The 3,088-nt window shown below is 46.3% G+C and carries 2 protein-coding genes; both read left to right on the forward strand.

The window, feature by feature from the left end:
* Positions 1 to 1,283: helix-turn-helix domain-containing protein (locus RT269_RS14715; RefSeq protein WP_313183651.1), on the forward strand; the 1,283-nt coding region annotated here is incomplete at its 5' end.
* Complete coding sequence (locus RT269_RS14720) at positions 1,284 to 3,080, forward strand: cache domain-containing sensor histidine kinase (RefSeq protein ID WP_313183653.1); 1,797 nt, start codon at positions 1,284 to 1,286, stop codon at positions 3,078 to 3,080.
* Positions 3,081 to 3,088: the final 8 nt, after the last annotated feature.

Consider the following 3,088-nt stretch of genomic DNA (forward strand, 5'->3'; position numbering starts at 1 on the left):
ACCGGGTAAGAGAGTATATTCTAAAGCCTTTTTCTCTTGAAGAGCTGGGACAGGCCCTTGACGGCATCCGCGGAAAGCTGGATCAGGAAAGCCGGGAAAGAAGAAGATTGCTGAGGAATAGAGAGGTCTTAAAGTCAAAGCTTTTGATGAGCCTGATCTGCGGGAACAAGTCTGCTGCTGAACTGGAGGCAGAGCTTAAATCCTATGGCATTGTCCTTAGGGGTTCTAAGTGTATGGTTGCTGTCGGGGATGCGGAAATCAGGGGAGAGGATAAGGAGTCATCAGAACTTCTGTGCTTTGCTGTTTATAATATTGCAGCTGAGATTATTGGAAGATCAGGTATGGGGTATGTGATTCAGAAGCTGGACCACCAGCTGGTTTTTCTGCTGTTCGGGGACTTTCATGAACGCTGGGGGGAAAAGGCAGAAAAACTGTTTCATGTGATCTCAGACAGCGTTAAAGATTGTATGAATATCAGGCTTACCATTGGAATCGGAAGTCCTGTAAACAGTACGGCACAGCTTTATCTGTCCTATGAGGAGGCAGAGGATATGCTGGAATACCGCTACAGCCAGGAGGCGGGAGCCATTCTGTACAGGGAAAGGGCTGAGAAAGCGGCTGTTTTCGAAGAATGGGAAAAACTGCAGGATGATTTACTTAACGCGGTCAGGGAAGGAGATAAAAAGAAAGCCGGAGAGGCTCTTTACAGTCTCTGCCTGCGGATACAGGAGTCCTTTTTAAAAAAGGACCGTGCCAAAAGCATTATCATTCATACGCTCTCTGAGGCCAGATCCATGCTGGAGGTAATGGGTATGGAAGGCTTTGAGGCGTATGAGCAGGTAAATAAATATATCTCGCAAATAGACGGAAAAAAGTCTCTGGAAGAAGAACGGGAGGCTTTGGAGAAGATTTTCGGAGGACTTGTAGATGCAGTGGCAGAGGTAAAGGACAGGAAGGGAAATGAGCGGGCGGTACTAGCCGTAGATTATATTAGAAGCCATTATGGTGAAAGCTCTTTAAATCTTCAGTCCATATGCAGCTATTTGGCTATGAGCCCCAGCCGTTTCAGTGCCATGTTCCGGGAATGTATTGGAAAAAGCTTCGTAGAGGTATTAAGTGATATCCGCATGGAAAAGGCCAGAGAACTTCTGGAAACTACCAGACTAAAAACTTATCAGGTAGCCGAGAAGGCCGGGTTCGGAGATCCCCATTATTTCAGTCTTGTCTTTAAAAAGGCAACCGGAAAGACGCCTACAGAATATGCAAAGGAAAAGAGGAGATAAATGAGGTTCCGTTTTCAATTTAAAAGCATCCGCTCCGGCATGCTGATCTGCTTCCTTCCCATCATCCTTTCTGCCCTGCTTCTGATCTATGGCTTTTCCTTCCGGTATACCGAAAAAAATGTTCTGAACAATTCCGTAAAAGGCACCATGCAGCTGATCGAGCAGGCGAACCATAACATAGATTCCTATCTTGATTATATGGAGAATATTTCCTATCTGATGTCAGGCGATAAGGACCTGCTGCGGTATTTATTTTCGGAAAGGGATCCGATCCGCAGGGAAGAGCTAAGAAGCAGTGTACTAGAACGGTTTAGGCTGGTAAGGGAAACACGGGATGATATTTACAATATCGGCGCCGTGGCCGGTCCGAATAATATCCTGATAAATGACGGAACCCAGACTTTAAATCCTTATGCGGATATTCTCCACGAGGCCTGGTACCGGGACGCTTTGGAGGCCGGTAAGGGGATGACGGTTCTTTCATCCTCCCGGGTGCAGAACATCATCATGAACGAATACCCCTGGGTAGTGACCTTGAGCAGTCCCTTAAAGTATCCGGACAGAACGAAAAATCAGGGAGTTTTCTTTATTGATTTAAATTACAAGGCCATTGAGGAGCAGTGCGAGCGAATTGATCTGGGAGCCAGAGGATATGTATTTCTTCTGGACAAGAAGGGAAACATTCTCTACCACCCCAAGCAGCAGTTGATCTACAGTGGTTTAAAGGAAGAACAAATTAAAGAAGTGCTTGACTGCAGGGAGGAATATTTCTTAAGCGGCAAGGGTATGGGGCAGAAGCTCTATACCATAAATGAATCCCAAAAAACAGGCTGGACGGTAGTGGGAGTGGCCTATACTTCAGAGCTTTTAAAGAACCGTTCCCAGACCCAGCTGATCTATACTCTGGTTACCCTGCTGCTGTGTCTGGTTCTGACCGCAGCCGTGACAATTCTTTCCCGAAGAATAACAAAGCCCATGATTCTTCTGCAGGATTCCATGAAAAGGGTGGAAAAGGGAAAATTTGAACAGGTGGATCTAACCCGAATTCCTGACCATGAAATCAGGACTTTGGGAAAAGCCTTCAACATGATGGCGGATGAGATCCAGAAGCTGATGGCGGAAAACATCCGGGAACAGGAGGAAAAACGCAGGAATGAAATGAAAGCCCTGCTGTCTCAGATTAATCCCCATTTTCTCTACAATACGCTGGATTCCATTGTGTGGATGGCCGAAGCCGGAAAGAACCGTGAGGTGGTCCATATGACCATGGCCTTAGCCAGGCTTTTAAGGCGGTCCATCAGCAGCGATCAGGAACTTTTTACCATAAGGCAGGAAACCGATTATGTAAAGAACTACCTGGATATTCAGCAGATGCGTTATAAGGACAAGCTGGATTATGAAATAGCCATTGATGAAGCCATATTGGAAAAACCGGTGATTCGGCTGGTTTTGCAGCCGCTGGCTGAGAACGCCATTTACCACGGAATAAAATATAAAGACGGCAGGGGGCTTATCCGGATTGAGGCCTACCCGGAAGGAAGGGATATTATACTGAAGGTAACGGATAATGGAAAAGGGATGATCGAAGAACAGATGAAATCCATTTTTCAAAAGCATAAGGTCAACTATGAGAGAAATGGAGTGGGAGTGTATAATGTGCAGACCCGGCTGAAACTGTATTATGGCAGGGAATACGGACTTTGTTATGAAAGCAGCCCCGGCGGGGGAACTGCGGCCATTGTCCGTATTCCGAACATGAAGGGAGACGGTGAAGATGAAAAAGAACACGGTAATTAAGCTGGGAG

The organism is Lacrimispora sp., assembly GCF_032078915.1.
Taxonomy (GTDB): Bacteria; Bacillota; Clostridia; order Lachnospirales; family Lachnospiraceae; genus Lacrimispora.

Coding starts and splice junctions, on each gene's coding strand:
- RT269_RS14720 (WP_313183653.1), top strand. CDS start 1,284: ATGAGGTTCCGTTTTCAATTTAAAAGCATCCGCTCCGGCATGCTGATC.